14 protein-coding genes are annotated in these 19,569 nt (G+C 68.6%); 8 read left to right on the forward strand and 6 right to left on the reverse strand.

The features are described from left to right. Positions 1 to 8 precede the first annotated feature (8 nt). From CACI_RS24395 to CACI_RS24410, 4 genes are all read left to right on the forward strand, one after another. A complete protein-coding gene (locus CACI_RS24395) occupies positions 9 to 1,439 on the forward strand; it encodes an arabinofuranosidase catalytic domain-containing protein (RefSeq protein ID WP_049872075.1) in 1,431 nt (476 codons plus the stop codon). A 255-nt stretch (positions 1,440 to 1,694) separates the two neighbouring features. Beyond that, positions 1,695 to 3,686: an alpha-L-fucosidase gene (locus CACI_RS24400; RefSeq protein WP_015793521.1), complete on the forward strand. Its 1,992-nt coding sequence runs from the start codon at positions 1,695 to 1,697 to the stop codon at positions 3,684 to 3,686. A 213-nt stretch (positions 3,687 to 3,899) separates the two neighbouring features. Further along, a complete protein-coding gene (locus tag CACI_RS24405; RefSeq protein WP_041542342.1) occupies positions 3,900 to 4,883 on the forward strand; it encodes a LacI family DNA-binding transcriptional regulator in 984 nt (327 codons plus the stop codon). A 410-nt stretch (positions 4,884 to 5,293) separates the two neighbouring features. Further along, on the forward strand, positions 5,294 to 6,304 hold the full coding sequence (locus tag CACI_RS24410) for a LacI family DNA-binding transcriptional regulator (RefSeq protein WP_015793523.1): 1,011 nt from the start codon (positions 5,294 to 5,296) through the stop codon (positions 6,302 to 6,304). A gap of 33 nt (positions 6,305 to 6,337) precedes the next feature. Here CACI_RS24410 and CACI_RS24415 read toward each other — a convergent pair whose 3' ends face one another. The 4 genes from CACI_RS24415 to CACI_RS24430 form a co-directional block, all read right to left on the reverse strand. Further along, positions 6,338 to 8,257, reverse strand: coding sequence for a beta-galactosidase (locus tag CACI_RS24415; RefSeq protein ID WP_015793524.1), 1,920 nt, complete (start codon positions 8,255 to 8,257; stop codon positions 6,338 to 6,340). 31 nt (positions 8,258 to 8,288) lie between these two features. Continuing rightward, entirely contained in the window at positions 8,289 to 9,269 is a 981-nt protein-coding gene (locus CACI_RS24420) for a carbohydrate ABC transporter permease (RefSeq protein WP_015793525.1), read from the reverse strand. After that, positions 9,266 to 10,285 carry an ABC transporter permease gene (locus CACI_RS24425; RefSeq protein WP_015793526.1) on the reverse strand — a complete coding sequence of 340 codons (1,020 nt, stop codon included), beginning with the start codon at positions 10,283 to 10,285 and terminating at the stop codon, positions 9,266 to 9,268. Before CACI_RS24425 ends, CACI_RS24420 begins: the two co-directional genes overlap by 4 nt. A gap of 108 nt (positions 10,286 to 10,393) precedes the next feature. Then, entirely contained in the window at positions 10,394 to 12,070 is a 1,677-nt protein-coding gene (locus CACI_RS24430) for a type 2 periplasmic-binding domain-containing protein (RefSeq protein ID WP_015793527.1), read from the reverse strand. A gap of 363 nt (positions 12,071 to 12,433) precedes the next feature. Between CACI_RS24430 and CACI_RS53585 the strand changes: the two genes are divergently transcribed. Both CACI_RS53585 and CACI_RS24435 read left to right on the forward strand, forming a co-directional pair. Continuing rightward, entirely contained in the window at positions 12,434 to 12,559 is a 126-nt protein-coding gene (locus CACI_RS53585; RefSeq protein WP_015793528.1) for a hypothetical protein, read from the forward strand. After that, the gene (locus tag CACI_RS24435) at positions 12,556 to 14,991 is read left to right on the forward strand and encodes a beta-glucosidase family protein (RefSeq protein WP_015793529.1); all 2,436 of its coding nucleotides are present in this window, start codon (positions 12,556 to 12,558) and stop codon (positions 14,989 to 14,991) included. The genes CACI_RS53585 and CACI_RS24435 overlap by 4 nt, the downstream gene beginning before the upstream one ends. Before the next feature lie 137 nt (positions 14,992 to 15,128). Here the strand turns inward: CACI_RS24435 and CACI_RS24440 are convergent, their stop codons facing one another. Together CACI_RS24440 and CACI_RS24445 are read right to left on the reverse strand one after the other, a co-directional pair. Then, a complete protein-coding gene (locus CACI_RS24440; protein WP_015793530.1) occupies positions 15,129 to 16,271 on the reverse strand; it encodes a glycoside hydrolase family 11 protein in 1,143 nt (380 codons plus the stop codon). 312 nt (positions 16,272 to 16,583) lie between these two features. Beyond that, on the reverse strand, positions 16,584 to 17,327 hold the full coding sequence (locus tag CACI_RS24445; RefSeq protein ID WP_015793531.1) for a TetR/AcrR family transcriptional regulator: 744 nt from the start codon (positions 17,325 to 17,327) through the stop codon (positions 16,584 to 16,586). A 123-nt stretch (positions 17,328 to 17,450) separates the two neighbouring features. Between CACI_RS24445 and CACI_RS24450 the strand changes: the two genes are divergently transcribed. Together CACI_RS24450 and CACI_RS24455 are read left to right on the forward strand one after the other, a co-directional pair. Continuing rightward, positions 17,451 to 18,452 carry an aldo/keto reductase gene (locus CACI_RS24450; protein WP_015793532.1) on the forward strand — a complete coding sequence of 334 codons (1,002 nt, stop codon included), beginning with the start codon at positions 17,451 to 17,453 and terminating at the stop codon, positions 18,450 to 18,452. A 98-nt stretch (positions 18,453 to 18,550) separates the two neighbouring features. Further along, positions 18,551 to 19,162: a flavodoxin family protein gene (locus CACI_RS24455; protein WP_015793533.1), complete on the forward strand. Its 612-nt coding sequence runs from the start codon at positions 18,551 to 18,553 to the stop codon at positions 19,160 to 19,162. Positions 19,163 to 19,569 lie beyond the last annotated feature (407 nt).

Raw genomic sequence — 19,569 nt, forward strand, 5'->3', positions numbered from 1 at the left:
CCTTGCTGATGCTCGCGTTCGCGGCGATCCTGGCCGTGGCCGGAATCCAGGTCGGAGCGGGCAAGGCGCGCGCCGCGACGTCGCTGCCCTGCGACGTCTACGCCAGCGGCGGCACGCCGTGCGCCGCCGCGTACAGCACCGTGCGCGCGCTGTTCGCGTCGTACAACGGGCCGCTGTACCAGGTCCAGCGCGCGTCCGACAACAGCCGTACGGACGTCGGCCTGCTGGCCGCCGGCGACTACGCCAACGGCGCGGCGCAGGTCTCCTTCTGCGCCGGCACCTCGTGCACCATCACGAAGATCTACGACCAGACGTCCCACCACAACGACATGCCGATCTCCTCGGGCGGCTTCTGGAAGGGCCCGGGACCGAACGGCTCGGACGTCGGCGCGGACGCCTCGGCGCTGCCGGTCACCGTCAACGGCCACGCGGTCTTCGGCGTCAAGGTCCACCCCGGCGTCGGCTACCGCATCGACAACACCGTCGGCGTCCCCACCGGAGCACAGCCGGAGGGGGTCTACATGGTCACCTCCTCCAACTACTACAACTCGCAATGCTGCTTCGACTTCGGCAGCGCCGAGACCGACCACAAAGACGACGGCAACGCGACCATGAACGCCATCGAGTGGGGCAACGCCTGTTGGTTCGGCGGATGCACCGGCTCGGGCCCGTGGGTCGAGGCCGACCTCGAGAACGGCATGTTCAGCACCAACCGCGGTCCCAACAACGCGGACAACCCCGGCGTGAGCCACCCGTTCGTCACCGCCTGGGAGAAGAACAACGGGACGTCCAACTTCACCCTGAAAGACGGGGACGCGACCACTGGAGGTCTGACAACGACGTATTCGGGAGCGCTACCGAACAACTACTCCCCCATGAAGGTGCAGCCGGACGTCGAACTGGGCACCGGCGGCGACAACAGCAACGGCGGCCAGGGCGAGTTCTTCGAGGGCGCGGTCACGACCGGCTTCCCGTCGGACGCGACCGAGAACTCGGTGCAGGCGGCCATCACCAGCGCCGGCTACTCGGCGCCGGCTCCGCCGCCCGGCGGCGCGCTGCACGCGGTCGGCGCGGGCAAGTGCCTGGACGTGCCGAACTCGAGCACCACCGGCGGCACGCAGCTGCAGATCTACTCCTGCAACGGCCAGGCCAACCAGTCCTTCGCCCGCACCTCGGCCGGCGCGATCAGCGTCACCGACGCAGGGGTCACCGATTGCCTTGACGCCAACAACAAGGGCACGACCAACGGCACCAAGGTGATCATCTATCCCTGCAACGGCCAGAGCAACCAGCAGTGGACGTTCAACTCCAACGGCACCATCACCGGAGTGCAGTCCGGACTTTGCCTAGACGTCACCGGCGCATCCACCGCCAACGGCGCCCTGGTCGAACTGTGGGCCTGCAACGGCGGCAGCAACCAGCAATGGACGCTCGGTTAGCCAGCCCGCCAGTCACCAGCGCTCTGATGCCGACGACTCCGGTCGTCGGCATCAGAGCCGATACATGGGATGTATGGGGATATCAGCAGGGGTCATACATGTGGCCTTGGAAACTCAGCCTTGACGTTTCGGCGACTGCTTGGCACCTTCAATCAGTGAACCGGCCATAGACATCCCATCAATCGCAGCCTGATGCCGGGCAGCCTGTGGGGATGAGCACCGACCCGAAGCCTCTGCGCCGAAAGGACTCGCTGTATGTCCTCCTCTCCTCACCCCATCAGCCGCCGCTCCCTCCTCGCCGCCGGAAGCGCCGGCACAGCCGCCGCGTTCGGCCTGCTGCGTTTTGCCCCCTCCGCGTCCGCCACCGTCGGCCCGCAGAGCTACACGGCCGCCTGGCCGTCGGTGGATCAGCACCCGCCGGCGCCCGAGTGGTTCCAGGACGCCAAGTTCGGGATCTACTACCACTGGGGCGTGTTCTCCGTCCCCGCCTTCGGCAACGAGTGGTACCCGCGCAACATGTACAACTCGGGCTCGGCCGAGAACCAGCACCACATCGCCACCTACGGGGACCCGTCGGTGTGGCCGTACCACAACTTCATCCTCGGGGCAAACGACAAGTCGGGCCACTTCACCAAGTTCGCGCCCAAGCTGACCTCCGCCGGCGGCAGCTGGGATCCGAACGCCTGGGCCCAGCTGTTCAAGAACGCCGGCGCGAGGTTCGCCGGTCCCGTGGCCGAGCACCACGACGGCTACTCGATGTGGAACAGCCAGGTCAACGAGTGGAACTCGGTGAAGACCGGTCCGAACCTGGACCTGGTGAACCTGCACGCCCAGGCGATCCGCGCGCAGGGGTTGAAGTTCATGACCTCCCTGCACCACGCCTACCACTTCCAGGGCTACTACCAGTACGTCCCCCAGCAGTCGACCGCCACGCTGCAGAAGCTGTACGGGCAGACGGGGACCACGGCAGAGAACCAGCTCTGGTACAACAAGCTGGTCGAGGTGATCAACGGCTACCAGCCGGACCTGATCTGGCAGGACTTCGACCTGAACGGCGTCCAGGAATCCGAGCGCCTGGCCTTCCTGTCGTACTACTACAACAAGGCCGTGTCCTGGAACAAGGACGTCGTGGCCACCTACAAGGACGGCTTCGACACCTCCGGCGAGGTCTTCGACTTCGAGCGCGGCGGTCCCGGCGGCCTGCTCACGCCGTACTGGCTCACCGACGACTCCATCTCCTCCTCCAGCTGGTGCTACACCGTCGGCATCGGCTACTACACCGGCCAGGCACTGCTGCACGCGCTCATCGACCGGGTGGCCAAGGGCGGCAACATGCTGCTGAACATCGCCCCGATGGCCGACGGCACCATCCCCTCGGGCCAGCAGAGCCTCCTGCTCGGCATGGGCGACTGGCTCGGCCGCTTCGGCGAGGCGATCTACGCCACCCGCGCGTGGACCTCCTACGGCGAGGGTCCCACCGCGATGGGCGGCGGGTCCTTCTCCGGCCCGAAGGCGGGCACGCCGCAGGACGTCCGCTTCACCCGCAGCAAGGACAACACTGTCCTGTACGCCACCGCCCTCGGCTGGCAGGGCAGCACCATGACGGTCACCACGCTGAACTCCAACCAGATCAATCTCAGCACCCTGGTCTCCGCGCAGCTGCTGAACAACGCCGCGGGGACCTACGTCAACCTGCCCTCCCCGGTCCAGGACTCCGGCGGCCTGCACTTCTCGATGCCCTCGTCCAACGCGCCCTTCTCAGCCCTGGCCTACACGGTCAAACTGACCTTCTCCGGCCAGATCCCGACCCTGGGCGGCGGCGGATCCGTCCCGACCGGCTGGTCGAAGATCGTCAACGGCGCCACCGGCCTGGTCCTGGACAGCGGCGGCAGCGTCGCCTCCGGCTCGAACCTGAAGCAGTGGAACTACGACGGCAGCACCAACCTGCAGTGGCAGCTCGTGCCGCTCGGCGGCGGCTACTACCGCATCGTCAACAACACCAACGGCATGGTCGCCGACAGCTGGGGCAACACCGCCAACGGCGCACCGGCCCGCCAATCCGCCTGGAACGGCGGCAACAACCAGCAATGGAGCCTCACCAGCGCCGGCAGCGGGCGCTACCACATCGTCAACCGAGGCACCGGCACCGCGCTGGACGGCTCCGGCAGCACCACGGCGGGTTCCACCGCCGTCCTGTGGAGCCCCAACTCCAGCCCCAACAACGCGTGGTCGATCGTCGCGATCTGACCACGGACGACTGCCGGCGGCGGGACGGGCATCTCCCGCCGCCGGCGCCTGTGTTGGTGCCCCCGCCCCCGCCCCCGCCCCTACCCCGCAGGCAACTTTCGGCCCACCCCGGCGAAACCTTGCAATGATGCGGTGATCCTGGTGTATGAATAGGGCGTGGCGGACGAGGAGACATACGTGGCGGAGCCCGAAGGCCAACGGGGAACCGGTCCCGTGACCATCGCGCATATCGCGGAGACCGCAGGTGTCTCAGTGCCCACCGTGTCCAAGGTCCTCAACGGCCGGTCCGGGGTCTCCGACCAGACCCGGGCGCGGATCGAGGAACTGATCGAGCAGTACGGCTACCGCAAGCCTCCCGCTAAGGGCAACGACATCCTGGAGTTGGTGTTCCACGAACTCGCCGGCATGCGGGCCGTGGACGTCATCCGCGGTGTGGAGCAGGTCGCCCGCAAGCACCGGTTCGGCGTCGTGATCTCCGAGTCCGGACCGGGCGCGGCCGCGGGCTCCGCCGTGGACGAGCTGGTCGAACGGCGTCCGCGGGCCGTGCTGGCCGTGGCTCAGCTCTCCGAGGACGAGCGCAGCTTGCTCAAGACCCGCGGCATCCCGTTCCTGGTCCTGGATCCGGCCACCGAGCTGCCGGACGACGTGCCCTTCGTCGGCGCCACCGACTGGCGGGGCGGGCAGACCGCGACCCGGCACCTGATCAAGCTCGGCCACCGGCACATCGCCGTCATCAGCGACCCGCACCACCTCCCCTGCCGCGCCCGGCTGGCCGGCTTCCACTCGGCGATGCAGGCCGCCGGGCTTCCCGTGGAGCCGGAACTGATCGCCGACGCCCCGCTCACCCGCGAGGACGGCCACGCCGCCGCACTCAGCCTCCTGACGCGCGCCGACCGACCCACCGCGATCTTCGCCGCGAACGACCTCCAGGCACTCGGCGTGTACCGCGCCGCGCGCGAACTCGGCCTGCGCATCCCCGAAGACCTGAGCGTGGTCGGATTCGACGACCTGCCGGTCGGAGCATGGGTCGAACCGCCGCTGACCACCGTGCACCGACCGCTGGCAGAGATGGCATCCGCCGCCGCCGAACTCGCGCTGAGTCTGGGGCGCGGCGAGGAACCGGCGCAGATCGGCGTGGAGATGGCGACCACTCTCACCGTTCGCGAAAGTACCGCGGCACCGGCGACAGCAAGCTGACTCCGGGCAGCGTCAGCCCACCAGGCTGCTCGGTCGTGGAGTGGTGCCCAAGCTCGCAGGACCCATCAGGGTTTTGGCGAGAAAGTTTCTCGGATGGTGTTCCGATAATTTCTCAGGCACGCTAGCGGCGTGTCGAGCCTTCGGTCAGCGCCTCGGCGAGGATCGACGTCGAAGCGCTTCGAAATGCTTCGGTATTGTCCTGGACAGGCTAGAGTCGCCAGAGATAGCCTTCTATCGCACGGATCCGGCGCTTCTGTCGACATCTCGTCGAAGCGCTTCACCACCACTCGTCCCGGCAGGCGGCCGACGCCGTGCGCCATCCCGCTGATCGGCCGCCGCCGAGCGGCACTTCCCTGATCCGCGAGGCCCGTGTCCTGGGACGACGTCCGGGCGCGGCTGGAGGAGAACTCATGGTGACCATCGCCGAGGTCGCGCGCCGAGCGGGCGTCTCGCCGTCGACAGTTTCGTATGTGCTGTCGCGAAAGCGTTCCATCTCCGAGGACACCCGGCGCAAGGTGGAGGCGGCCATCGCGGCGCTGGGCTACCACCCGCACGCCGGCGCCCGCGCGCTGGCCTCGAACCGCTCGAACGTCCTCGCACTCATGGTGCCGCTGCGCAGCGACATGTACGTGCCGGTGATCATGGAGATCGCGATGGCCGTGGCCACGGAGGCCCGCGAGTTCGAGCAGGACGTGCTGCTGCTGACCAAGGACGAGGGCACCGGCGGCGTGCGCCGGATCGCCGGGAGCGGTGTGGCCGACGCGATGATCCTGATGGACGTCGAGCTCGACGACGACCGGGTCCCGGTGCTCCGCGAGACCGGCACGCCGTCGGTCCTGATCGGGCTGCCCGCCGACACCGCCGGCCTCACCTGCGTGGACCTGGACTTCGAGGCCACCGGCGCGGTGTGCGTGGACCACCTGGCCGACCTGGGCCACCGTGACATCGCCCTGATCGGCGAGAGCGAGGCGGTCTACCGCCGGCACACCGGCTTCGCCGCGCGCACCCTGACCGGCTTCCAGCGCGGCGTCGCAGAACGCGGACTCCGCGCGGTGCACCGGCCGTGTGAGGGCACGTACGAGTCCGCCGCCGGCGTCCTGGCCCGCATCCTGGAGGAACGGCCGACCACGACCGGCTTCGTAGTCCAGAACGAAGCCGCCATCGCGCCGCTGCTGAGCCTGCTGCGGCTCGCCGGCCGCGTCGTCCCCGAGGACACCAGCGTCGTGGCAATCTGCCCGGACCAGGTAGCCCTGCAATCCTCGCCCCGGCTGACGAGCGTCTCGATCCCCGCCGAAGAAATGGGACGCCGCGCAGTGCGCCAGGCGATGGCGCAGTTGGAGGGCAATCGCCGCTCGTCCCTCACGCTGCTTCCGCCCCGGCTCACCGTCCGCGAATCCAGCGCGGCCGCACCGGCGGTCTGAGTTTCCCCGGTAGCGAGTCGCAGCGCGGCCTGTCTACAGGGTGGCCGCGACCGTCGACCGGACCTCGACGGTCCCCCTGCCGTGGTCGAGCACGAAGACGTATTCGCCCCGCCGCACCGCCTCGACTCCTTCCGGCAGACCGGGGAGAACCGATTCGACGCCGGCTTGGTCGCAAGCGAGGGCGAGCAGGCGCGCCATCACCCGCTCCTCGGGCAGCGTGGCCACGTACCAGGCGGTCCCCGCGCCGTAGGCGTTGCGCACGATCGCGGGGATTCCTGTCAGCGGTCCCGTGGCGATCTCGGCGAGCGCCGTGCCGGCGCCGGTGGCCAGCCACTCGGCCCAGGATCGCGCGCTGAAGTCGCCGAACAGTTCTGAGCGCAGGGTGAGCGGTTCGTCGTCCGGCAGCGGCCAGTACTCCTCGATGCGCAGTCCCAGCAGGTCCCGGAACGGCGCCGGGTACCCGCCGAGGCGGATGCGCTCGTCGGGGTCGGCCACGCCGGAGAACGGGCCGACGACCAGGTTTCCACCGCGCTCCACGTAGCCGATGACGTTGTCGGCGGCAGCGTCACAGACCTGATAAAGGTTCGGTGCCACGACGAGTTTGTACCGGCTCAGATCGGCTTCCGGATGCACGAAGTCGACGGTCACGTTCGTCTTCCACAGCGGCGTGTAGTACTCGCGGATGCGGTCGACGTAGCGGAATCCGCTGTGCGGCTGGTGGTCCAGCTCGACGGCGCGCCAGGAGTCCCAGTCGAGCACGATGGCGACCTCGGCGGCCACCTTGGCGCCCAGGACGCCGGTCAGGTCGCCCAGCTCCTTGCCCAGGTCGCACACCTCGCGGAAGATCCTTGAATCAGGGCCGGCATGCGGCAGCATCGCTCCGTGGGTGCGTTCGGCGCCCTGCTGGGAGGCGCGCCACTGGAAGTGCAGGATCCCGTCGGCGCCGCGCGCCACCGCCTGCAGGGACCACAGGCGGTTCAGACCGGGACGCTTGGGCGTCGCGACGTGCCGGAATCCGGCGCGGCCCGGGGTCTGCTCCATCATCAGCCACGGCTTGCCGCCGCCCACGGAGCGGATGAGGTCCTGGGCCATCGCCCCGTCGCGGGCAGCCCGCGGGCTGTTGGGGTCCGGGTAGGAGTCCAGCGCGGTGAAATCCTCCTCGGCGCCCCACCGCCACAAGTCCGTGGCCTTGAAGAAGGTCATGGAGTTGGTCGTGATCGGGATGGCGGGGTTGGCGCCGCGCACGATGTCGCGCTCCGTCGTGAAGCCCTCCAGCAGCAGGTCGGAGGCAAAACGCTGATAGTCCAGGTCCTGGGTGGGGTTGATGACGTACTGGACCTGGCGCGGCGGGATGACCTCGTCCCAGTCGCCGTAGCGCTGCGACCAGAAGGCGGTGCCCCAGGCTTCGTTCAGCCGGTCGAGGTCCCCGTATCTGGCCTGGAGCCAGCGGCGGAAGCGCACGGCGCACCGGTCGCAGTGGCAGACGGTCCCGAACTCGTTGCCGATGTGCCACATCCGCAGCGCCGGGTGGTGCGCGTAGACCGATGCCAGGTCGGCGCAGATCGCGTCGGCGAAGGCCCGGTACACCGGAGAGGACGGACAGTAGGCGTTGCGCGAACCGTACGTCCGGATCGTCCCGTCCGGGTTGCGCGGCAGCGTCTCGGGCCAGCGGTGGCCCATCCACGGCGGCGGCGACGCGGTAGGGGTGGCCAGCCCCACGCCGATGCCGTTGGCGTGCAACAGATCCAGCACCTCGGTGAGCCAGCCGAAGTCGCGCTCGCCGGGCCGGGGTTCGAGCAGGGCCCAGGAGAAGACGCCGACCGTGGCCAGGTTCACCCCGGCCTCGCGCATCAGGCGCACGTCCTCGTCCCAGACTTCGCGCGGCCACTGTTCGGGGTTGTAGTCGCCGCCGAACAGGATGCGGCCGCCGGTGGCATCGCCGAGCGATGGCATGACGCATCATTCCTTTCCGCCTGTGATGGGCTCAGCCCTTGATGGCGCCGGTGAGCATGCCCTTGGTGAAGTGCTTCTGCAGGAAGGGGTAGACGGCCAGGATCGGGATGAGCGTGAGCACGACCACGGCCATGGAGATTCCGAACGGCGAGGCGACCTGGTGCTGGACCGTGTCGCCGGCACCGGCGGTGCCGACGCCCGGCATCTTCGCGCCGAGGTTGACGTATTCGTAGAGCACGTAGGACAGCGACCACTTGTTGTTGTCGAACGGCATGTACAGCAGGGTGTTGAACCACGAACCCCAATAGCCGACGGCATAGAACAGGGTCATCACCGCGGTCACCGCCTTGGTCGTGGGCAGCACCACCGACCACAGGATGCGCCACTCCCCGGCGCCGTCGATCCGCGCGGCGTCGATCATCTCCTGGGCGGTGGCCTGGTAGAAGCCCCGCATGATGAGGATGTTGAAGACCGACAGACAGCTGGGCAGGATCAGCGCCCAGTAATTGTCGTAGCCGTGGAGAGAGGTGACCACCAGGAAGCCGGGGATCAGACCGCCGCCGAAGAACATCGTGAAGATCATCGCGCCCAGGAAGAACCGGTGGCCGAACGAGCGGACCCGGGACAGCCCGTAGGCGCACAGGATGCTCAGGACCATCGACACCGCGGTGCCCACGACCGTGATCCCGACGCTGACCACCACGGCGCGGGTGACCACGCCGTTGGAGAAGATCTCCCGGTAGGCGCTCAGGCTCAGCCCGTCCGGCACCACGACCAGGCTGCCGCCGGCCCGGGTGATGGCGCCCTCGCTGGAGAAGCTGGTCAGAATGATGGCGTACAGCGGCAGGACCACGGCCAATACGACGACGGTGAGGACCACGCCCTTGCCGAACTGCCCGACCAGGGTCGGGCGCTCCTCCCAGACCGCGCGGCCCTTGGCCCGCTCGCGGGGGACGTTGCCGGACGGAGGCTCGCGCCGACCGGGTGCGGAGGCGGTAGACAGTGCGCTCATTTGCGGTACAACCCGTCCTCACCGAACTTGTGCGCCATCTTGTTGGCCGCGAAGATCAAAATCAGGGAGATGATGCCTTTGAACAGGCCGGCCGCCGCTCCGTAGCCGAAGTTGCCGTTGCCGATCCCGTAGAAGTAGGCGAACGTGTCCAGGACTTCGGCGTGTTGGGCTCCGACCGCCTGGCGCTGGATGAGCATCTGCTCGAAACCGACGTTAAGCGCGTTGCCCAAGCGCAGGACCAGCATCAGGACAATCATGCCGCGCATCCCCGGCAGCGTGATGTGCCACATCCGCCGCCAGCGGCTCGCCCCGTCCACCGCGGCCGACTCGTACAGGGCCGGGTCGATGGCGGCCAGCGCGGCCAAGAAGACGATGATCCCCCAGCCGGCCTCCTTCCACACCGACTCGAAGGTCACCAGGTACTTGAACGCCGACCCGCTGGACATGATGTTCCAGGTCGCCATGTGGTGCTGGCGCAGGAACTGGTTGAGCAGGCCGGCGCCGCCGAGCATCTGGTTGAAGACGGTGATGACCAGCACCCAGGAGAAGAAGTGCGGGAGGTAGACCACGGCCTGGATGAAGGACCGGAGCTTGGTGCTGATCACGGTGTTCAGCAGCAGCGCCAGCGCGACCGGGATCGGGAAGTACAAGACGAGCGAGACCAGGCTCAGCACCAAGGTGTTCTCGAACGCGTGCCAGAACGCCGGGTCGGCCATCAGGTCGGTGAAGTTCTTCAGGCCGACCCAGTTGCTGTGGAAGAACCCGTAGATGGGGTCGTAGTACTCGAACGCCGAGATCGTCCCGAACATCGGCAGGTATGCGAAGACCAGCAGCACGAGCATCGCCGGGGCGATCATGAGCAGCAGAGACCGGTCCCGCCGCAGCCGCGCCCACCGGCTCAGCCCGCGCGCCGGCCGAGCCGGAGCCGGGCCGGCGTTCTCCCGCCTGCCCGGCGGCGCCTCCGGCCGAGGCCTCGCTTCCTCCGGCACGGCCGCGCCGTCCGCCATCACCGCCATCTGATCCACTTCCCATCCCGGTCCCAGTCCTGGTCACGCACCGCAAGGGGTGCCGGCCGCCGCGACGTCGCCCCCTCAAGCGCGCGCGGCGGCCGGACCCAGGGCCGGCTAGCTGAGGCCCTTGTCAATAAGGTTCTGCTGGTACCAGGTCCCCAGGGCGTCGCCGCCGCCGCTCTTCCACCGGGAGTACGCGTCCTGGTAGTACGACACCGGCTGCTTTCCGTGCGCCACCGCCTGCGTCGCGTCCCACAACTCGGTCTGGGCGGCGGTTTTGGAGAACTGGCTGGGCACGCTGATGTTCAGGTTCCAGAACATCGGCTTGTAGGCGTGCTTGGCCGCGTCGGCGCACCAAGCCTCCATGGCCTTGGTGACGTCGGGGTACCCCGCGTTGTAGACCGCGGTCTGAGCGGTGCTGAAGAAGCCGAATATGCCGTCGGCCGCCGTGTTGGAGCCCTCCTTGGTGAACACCGGTCCTTCAGGGCCCATCGTGTAGTGGACGCCTTCGACTCCGTAGTTGAGGAGGTTGTACTCGAAGGACCCGAACGGCGCGGCGAAGAAGTTCGCGATCCGCAGGCACTCCTTGATCTGCTCCGGGTTCAGATTCTTGTTCAGATAGCTCATCCAGCCCGAGGAGCCGCCCAGGCCGATACTCGGGGTCGAACCGTCGGAGGAGAACAGCGGGAACAGCGCGCGCTGGTAGCCGGCCTTGCCCGCGGTGCCGTTCTTCGCGTCCGGGCCGCTCAGGCCGGCCATGCCGCCGGCCTCGATGTACACCTTGCCGGCCATGAACCGGCTGGGGTTGCTGGTGTTCACTCCGGCGATCGCGTCGGGGTGGACCAACCCGGCCTTGGCGATCTTGTTGGCCCAGGCCAGGCACTCCAGCATGGCGGGGTGCTCGCCGACGTTCTTGATCTTGCCGTTCTCCAGGTACCACCCGCCCAGCGGCACCTTGAAGACCTGGTAGAGGTACACCAGCATGTCGTCGAACGCCCACACGCCGCCGCCGGGGTTGTTGATCTCCCGGCCGAGGGCCTCGAAGTCCTGCGCGGTCTTGACGTTCGGGGTGATGCCCTTGGCGTCCAGCAGGTCCTTGCGGTAGTAGATGGCGCCGGCGAAGCTCAGGCTGTCGGTCTGCGACGGGATGCCGTAGAGCCGGTTGTTCCAGATCCCGCACTTCCAGCCGCCGCTGGGGATGGCCGCGAGATTCGGGTACTCCAGGACCGCGTCGCCCCCGAGGTAGGTCGTCAGGTCGGCCAGCTTGGTGCCGACCAGGCCGCCGGTGTCGAAGGTGGGGTTCAGCCAGCCCGGGATGGACAGCCAGTCCGGCAGCTTGTCCGCGGCGATCAGCGGCGGGATGACGGTGTTGTAGGTGTTGCCGTTGGCCGGCTGGGAGACGAAGGTCGCGCCGAGCGCCTTGTTCACCGCCTCGTAGTAGGAGTTGCCGGCCGGCGGGACCGGGTTCCACGACGGCGCGACGCCGGCGTACCTCCCGCCGGAGCCGACCTGGCCGGTCACCGTCTTCGGCAGGGTGCTGGGGTACTTCAGGAAACCCGGGTCGGTCATGGCGCCGTTCGTGCCCGGCACGGACGGGATGTCGGGGGTGACCCCGCCGGACAGCGGCTTGTACGTCGGCAGCACGGCCTGGATCGCCGCCTTGGTGCTCGCCCCGCCCTTGCCGCCGTTGTTGCCGCAGGCCGCCAGCAGCGGGGACAGCCCGATCGCGCCGGCGGCGCCGGCGGAGGCCGCGAGGAATCCGCGGCGCGTGAAGGCGTTGGTGCTCGACATTGAACTCTCCAGTCAACGAGATGGTCCGCGCCACCGACACGGCCAGTCGGCATCTGGCGTGTCCGGGCGGCCGCAGGTGGGTGGTCCGGGGTCGGCTGGTGCGGGCCCTGGGCTGACGCACGGTCACCGAGCACTGTCGAAGCGCTTCAATATTGCGATGAGGTTAAGTCAGACTTACCGACCGCGCAAGGGTCGATGGTCACGTTTCCGTAGCAGCGAGGCCACCAAAACGTTTTAGACATCCCATGTTCCTGGTGCGGCGGGTGCGCCGCGCGACGGCGTCGCGGATTGGTCTAAGCCACTGTGAGCTGCATCGTTATCGACCATGCGGGATACCCAGGGGGTTGACACGTCTGTCGATTGATGGGACTTTCGAAGCGCTTCGACGAGCGCGACCGCCTGCCGTCGGCCGCCGCCGGTTTCTCCCAGCCCGGCAGCGGTTCCCCCGCGGTTGTCCGCACCGCCCCCGAGGAAAAGGTCATGCTGTGACTGACGTTCCCCATGCCGCCGTGAAGGCCGCCGCCTTACTGGCGAAACTGTCCGCGGCTGAGAAGATCGCGTTCCTGCACCAGCAGCAGCCCGCGGTCGAGCGCCTCGGTCTGGCCGCGTTCCACACCGGCTGCGAAGCCCTGCACGGCGTGGCCTGGATCGGACGCGCCACCGTGTTCCCCCAGGCGGTCGGGCTCGGCGCCACCTGGGACCGGGACCTGCTGCGGCGGGTGGGAGAAGCGGTGTCGACCGAGGTGCGGGCGTTCCGTCAGGACACGGAGAACGCCTTCCGGGCCAACGACGTGGCCGACAAGCACCCGATGGTCTCGCTCAACGTCTGGGCGCCGGTGGTGAACCTGCTGCGCGACCCGCGCTGGGGACGCAACGAGGAGGGCTACAGCGAGGACCCGCACGCCACCGCCGAAATGGCCACCGCGTACTGCCGCGGGCTGCGCGGCGACGACCCGGCCGTCTGGCGCACGGCTCCGGTGCTCAAGCACTTCCTGGCGTACAACGTCGAGACCGAACGCGACATCATCGACATCAAAGTCCCGCCGCGCGTCCTGCACGAATACGAGCTGCCGGCCTTCCGCGGTCCGATCCTGGCCGGAGTGGCCGCCGGGGTGATGCCGGGCTACAACCTCACCAACGGCGTCCCCAACCATGTCCACTCGCTGCTCAAGGACGCGCTGCGAGCGTGGAATCCGGAACTGGTCGTCTGCTCCGACGCCCAGGCTCCGTCGAACCTGGTCGACCGCGAGAAGTACTTCGCCACGCATGAGGAGTCACATGCGGCAGCCCTCAAGGCCGGCGTGGACAGTTTCACCGACGGCGGTCCGGACTCGCGGCTGACCGTCGAGCGTTTCACCGGTGCGCTGTGGCAAGGGCTGATCACCGAGGCCGACATCGACGCGGCGGTCGGACGGGTGCTGGCGATGCGCGCCGCGACCGGCGAGTTCGACCCCGCCGTCGACCCCTACGCCGGCATCCGCGCCGACGTCATCAGCTGCCGGGCGCACAACGACCTGGCGCTGGAAGCCGCCCGCGCGGCGATCGTCCTGCTCAAGAACGAGAACGAGGCGCTGCCGCTGGTCGTGCCCGAGTCCGGCGCGAGCGAGGAGGGTCTGGCCGTCGCGGTGATCGGACACCTGGGAAGCAGGGTACTGACGGACTGGTACAGCGGCGAACTGCCCTATGCCGTCAGCATCGCCGACGGCGTGCGCACCGCCTTCGGCGACCGGGCGGTGACCGCGGTGGACGGCGCGGACGTGGTCAACCTGCGGGCCGGCGAGGCGGAGTTCGGGCCGTTCGCCCGCCAGGACTGGGGCACGAGCGTCCAGTGCCCCGTCCCTGTGCACACGCTCCAAGCAATCGAGAACGGCAGGTATCTGACACTCGCCGGCGACGGCGACACCGATGTGCTCGCCGACGCCGCGACACCGGACGGCTGGGTGGTCAAGGAGCTGTGGGAGTTCCACCAGACCGACGACGGGCAGCGGCTCGTACGCTCCAACGCCACGGGCCGCTACCTGCGCGTCGGGGACGACGGCCGCCTGGTCGCGGACGCCGACTCCGCCGAGGAGGCCACGGCTTTCGTGATCGAGACGGTGACCTCCGGCATCCGCCAGGCGGTGGCGGCGGCTGCCTCGGCACAGCGCGCGGTCGTGGTGCTGGGGAACGACCCGCACATCAACGGACGCGAGACCATCGACCGCGACGGGCTCGCGCTTCCGCCGGACCAGGAGGCGCTGCTGCGCGCGGTGCTGCAGGCGAACCCGGACACGACGCTCGTCCTGGTATCGAGCTATCCCTACGCGATCGGCTGGGCCGCCGAGCATGTGCCCTCGATCCTGTGGACCGCACACGGCGGGCAGGAGGCGGGCAACGCCGTCGCCGAGGTGCTGACCGGAGCGTTCAACCCGGCGGGACGGCTGCCGCAGACGTGGTACGCCCCCGACGCTGATCTGCCCGCGCCGGACGACTACGACATCATCGGATCGGGCTGGACATATCAGTATTCGCAGCGGGAGCACCTGTACGCGTTCGGCCATGGCTTGTCGTACACGGATTTCGAGTACGGAGAGCTCGTCCTGACGGTCCGGGAAGATCAGCGGGGATCGTTCACGATAGCGGCCGAGACGCTGATCACCAACACCGGAGCCGTCGCAGGTCAGGAGGTCGTGCAGTGCTATTCGCAGGCCCTTGACGCCTCGGTACCCAGTCCCCTACACCGCCTGCAAGGCTTCGAACGGATCGAGCTGGCTCCTGGCGAATCACGCACCATCGCCTTCGAGGTACCCGCGGACCGGCTGTCGCATTGGTCCGAGGAACTCGGCGCTTTCCGTCTGGAGAGCGGGGACTACGAGTTCACCGTCGGCCGGTCCAGCGCCGATCTGCCGTCTCGGGCGACGGTGAGACTGGGTGCTCCTTGATGCCAGGCCTTTGACATACCTGTGACAGACCTATGACATACCTGCCCCGAACGCCGCCGGTCGGCGTGCCGGCTCGCACCCGGCGCGCCGACCGGCGTCTCGTCAGGGCAGCAGCCGGCCGAGGCCGGGCTCCCCGTTCACCCCAACGTCCATTTCTGATTGGCGGCGCCGCTGCAGGTCCACAGCTGGACCAAGGCGCCGTTCGCGGTACTCGCTCCGTTGACGTCCAGACAGAGCCCTGACTGCACTCCGGTGACCGTGCCGTCGGAGTTGAGGTTCCACTGCTGGTTCGCGCCGCCGTTGCAGGACCAGGTCTCCACCTTGGTGCCGGGCGAGGTCTGGTGGTTGTAGGCGTCCAGACACAGGGTGGTCCCGTTCATGGTGACGGTCAGCTGGCCGGACGAGGTGCGGGTCCAGGTCTGGTTGCTCTGGCCGTTGCAGGAGTAGATCTGCGGCTGGGTGCCCGGGGTCGTCGAGGAGTTGGGGACGTCCAGGCACTTGCCCGCGCCGACCGCGTGCAGCGCGCCTGTCGTGCCGCCTCCGCCGCCACCGCCACCGTTCGAGGAATCGACGGTGATGTTCGAGTTGCCGCTGCTCTGGTAGCCCTCGGTGGCCAGGATCATGTAGTTGTACTGGCCCATGTTCATGCCGTGGCTGGCCCAGGCGTCGAAGAAGTTGCCGGTGGTGATGGTGCCGCCCACCCGCTTGGCCTGCCGGACGGCCCAGTACTGGTTGAACGTCGCCGTGCCGATGATGGAGGGGGCGTTGTACCGCGTCGTCTCGTAGATGTCGTAGGTGCCGCCGTCACTGGTGACCGTGCCCTTGTAGGTACCGGTCGGCCGGTAGCTGCCCCAACTGTCGGTGATGTAGTACTCGACCAGCGGGTTGGTGGTCCAGCCGTACAGCGACAGGTAACCGTTCCCGGAAGGGTTGAAGCTCCCGGAGTAGTTCACGGTCCGGCGTCCGCCGGTACTCCAGCCCTCGCCGGCGACGAAGTTTCCGGCGTTGCTCCAGGAGGTGCTGTAGTTGCTGCCGGAGCCGAGCGTCATGCAGGCCGAACCACTGCCCTCGGTCCAGAACGAGTAGTAGTAGCCGTTATTGCTACCGGTCTGGCTGTTGCACAGGGTCGAGGCGCTGGCCGTGCTCGGCAGGAACATCCCGAACGCCGCCAGGAGCACAACGCACAGGGTCGTCAGGAGCCCTCTTCTATGGCGCATGTGGTCGGTGTAGTCGACCTCGCATCCGGCGGCGACCACGGCGCGGCGATCGAACAGGCTCATGGACACACTCCTTGCAGACACCCGACGGAGATGGGATCGCTTGACCCGACGCGGCATGCGACACCACTGCGTCAAGCTGCCACGGGCACTGCGGCGTCTCAAGGCCTCACCACTGCGCCGGCCCGGTCGATCGGCGTGCCGGTGAGGCCGCTGAAATGCGAGAACAGGCGGCTTCGCAGGCCTCGAAGGCCCCGGCGGACCTCCCGCGCACGGTGAAAGTTTCACAGCACAGCCCAGGGTTCACCGCTCCGGGACGGGACATGGACATCCCATGAATCGGTGTGATTTCTCGACCGGAGATGGAACCGGTTCTCAGCGGCTCAGAATGCTCAGCCACTCACGCAGCAGCGCTGCTTCGGTGGGTCTGAATCCGGCGTCCACGACGGGGTCGGCACCGCCGCCGTCGCCGACGGCGGCCAGCAGCGCCAGGGCCCGGTCGGCGATCACCGTTCCGGCGTCGGCTGCCGGCTCGGTGCTGACGATCGAGTCGATGACGGTGTCGCGCAGCCCGGTGAGCGGTGCCGGGTCGCGCTCGCTCTCGGGCTGCGCCAGCAGCAGGAGCACGGCGCCGGTCGTCGAGGCCTCGATGGCCCGGGCCGCCGTCTCGACGGGGACGCGGAGCCGGCCCTGCTCGCGGGCCCGCTCCAGGAGCCGGCGCAGGATCTCGCCGTTCTCCTGGGCCGCGGCCGGGCGGCGGCCGGGGCGCAGGTTGCCGTACATCAGGGCGTAGAAGGTGGGATTGCGCAGGCCGAACTCGACGTGGATGTTCCAGCCGCGCCGGATGTCCTCGATCGCGTCCGCGCTCGGTTCCAGTCCCCGCTTCTCGGCCAGGTAGCTCTCGAACACGTAGCTGCCGAGGGCGTCGAGCAGGCCGTCCTTGTCCCCGAACAAGCGATACAGCGCGGGGGTCTGCACCCCGGCCGCGGCCGCGACCGCCCGCGTCGAGATGCCGGCCGGGCCGTGTTCGGTCAGCAGATCGGCGGCCGCCTTCAGGATCGCCTGCTGCTGATCGTGGCGTTCCACACCCGTCTCGGGCCCGCCGGGGTCGCTACGCATGTATCGATGGTATCAAGTTTCCGGTGACGTTGACACTGACGCTGTCACCTGCCTACGGTTAACAGCGTCATCACCACGTCACCTCGGTGAATGACGCGTCATCGATCATCGCTAGGAGATCTCATGAGCCCTTCCATACCCACCGTCCGGCTCGGCTCGGACGGTCCCGCCGTCGGCGCGCAAGGGCTCGGCTGCATGGGGATGAGCGAGTTCTACGGCGACACCGACCAGGACTCGGCCCGCCAGACCCTCGAGGCCGCCCTGTCCGCCGGTGTCACCTTGTTCGACACCGCCGACATGTACGGCCGGGGCGAGAACGAACGCTTCCTCGCCCCGTTCCTCCGCGCCCACCGGGACCACGTCGTCATCGCCACCAAGTTCGGCAGCGTCCGCGCCGCCGACGGGCCGATGTCGGTCAGCAACGACCCCGCCCACATCCGCCGCGCCGTCGAGGCCAGCCTGACGCGGCTGGGCATCGAGGTCATCGACCTCTACTACATGCACCGCCGCGACCCCGCGGTCCCGCTGGCCGACTCCGTCGGAGCGATGGCCGACCTCGTCCACGCCGGCAAAGTCCGCCACCTGGGCCTGTCCGAGGTCACCGCCGACGAACTGCGCGAGGCCCACAGCCACCATCCGATCAGCGCGGTGCAGGCGGAGTGGTCCCTGTTCACCCGGGACATCGAACGCAGCCTCGTACCCGCCGCCGCCGAACTCGGCGTCGGCGTGGTCGCCTACTCCCCCCTCGGCCGCGGCTTCCTCACCGGCGCTGTGCCCAGCACCTTGGCCGCCGACGACGTGCGCACCCGATTCCCCCGCTTCACCGGCGAGAACGCCGAGCGCAACGCGGCGCTCCTGCCCCCGATCACCTCGATCGCCGCCGCCCGCGGCGCCACACCCGCGCAGGTCGCGTTGGCGTGGCTGCACCAGCGGCGCGCCACACACCGCCTCCCCGTCGTGCCGATCCCCGGCACCCGGCACCCGCACCGCTTGAAGGAGAACCTCGCCGCCCTCGAACTCACTCTCACCGCTGAGGAACTCGCACGCCTGGAACCCCTCGCCGCGCACGTCGCCGGCGACCGGTACCCCGACATGGCCGAGACGTCCAACGCCCGCGAAGCCTGACCGGCCGACCACCCCGACGACCTACTGCCAAGCACAGCCAAGCGCTGTAGGTACTGCAAGCACAGCCAAGCACTGACACCGAGTACGGAGCACCCACCATGTCCAGCATCACCGTCGGCATCGCCTACACCTCCGGCTACGGCCACACCCGCGAACTGGCGAACGCCGTCGCCGAGGGAGCCGCATCGATACCCGGCACGCGCGTCGCGATGATCGACGTCGCCGCCGTCACCGACGACGATTGGCAGACCCTCGACGGGTGCCACGCGATCGTCTTCGGCAGCCCGACCTATATGGGCAGCGCCTCCGGCGCCTTCCACGCCTTCGCCGAAGCCACCTCCGGCCGCTGGACGACCCGCGCCTGGCAGGACAAGATCGCCGCCGGATTCACCAACTCCGGCTCCATGAGCGGCGACAAACTCCACACCCTGCAGTACTTCTCGATGCTCGCCGCCCAACACGGCATGCACTGGATCAGCCTCGGCCTGCTCCCGGGCTGGAACACCACCACCGCCAGCGAGGACGACCACAACCGCCTCGGGTTCTACCTCGGCGCCGGCGCCCAGACCTGGAACGACCAGGGCCCCGACGCCGTCCACGCCGCCGACGTCTCCACCGCCCGCCACCTCGGCCGGCGAGTGGCCACCCACACCCGCCGGTTCGCAGACGCCTTCGACCCCGCCGAGGTCGGCGCCGCCACAGCCGGCTGAGGCTGCGAGGCGTTTGGCATCACCGTCAGCGCAGGACGACGACCGGCATCGGGCGGACAGCACCCGATGCCGGTCGTCGTCCCACACTCCATCGAACCGATTCGCACCGCGCATCGACGACGAGTTCGACGGGAGGGTGGTGAGGGTGGGAGCGCGGCAGGACGGTCGACCTGTGTTCGTACCCTGAGTTCTGCTACCGCTCGCGAAACTTTCTTCCGCTCCCGCGCCGGGCCCACCACCCGTTATCGCCTGTTGACATGCCACGCAGCCCCGATTCGGTGCCCAGGGCCGGCAGGCGCGGCTTTCGTGCTGATTCCTGCCAGAGCACCGAACCGATACGTTCCCACTGCCGGCACACCGTTTCCCCGCCATGCGCCGTAAGGCCGTTCGGGGAGAACCAAGACATC

It is taken from the genome of Catenulispora acidiphila DSM 44928, assembly GCF_000024025.1.
Classification (GTDB): domain Bacteria; phylum Actinomycetota; class Actinomycetes; order Streptomycetales; family Catenulisporaceae; genus Catenulispora; species Catenulispora acidiphila.